Source organism: Micrococcus sp. GbtcB5 (genome assembly GCF_019091605.1).
GTDB lineage: Bacteria > Actinomycetota > Actinomycetes > Actinomycetales > Micrococcaceae > Micrococcus > Micrococcus luteus.
Genome location: NZ_JAGXJK010000471.1, coordinates 1 through 236 on the forward strand (window position 1 = coordinate 1; position 236 = coordinate 236).

A 236-nucleotide genomic window follows, 5' to 3' on the forward strand; every position below is an offset into this window, starting at 1 on the left:
CACGGGGGCTGAACTCCTGCACCGCGGTGAGGTCCGATCGGCGGACCGCCTTGATCAGCTGCGGCTCCATGACCACGCCGTCGTTCGCGATGCCGGCGGCCACCCTGGCCATCTGCAGCGCGGTGGCCTGCACGTCCCGCTGGCCGATCGAGGACTGCGCCAGCGCGGCGCCGGCCAGGTCGGTGGGGTACACGGGGGCGGTCACGGGCCACGGGTATTCGAAGGAGTCCCCGAAG

General features: G+C 72.5%; 1 protein-coding gene. It reads right to left on the bottom strand.

The window, feature by feature from the left end:
• A partial coding sequence (locus tag KVS67_RS14470; protein ID WP_368669078.1) for a penicillin-binding transpeptidase domain-containing protein occupies positions 1–205 on the bottom strand: 205 nt, incomplete at its 3' end.
• Between the last annotated feature and the right edge of the window lie 31 nt (positions 206–236).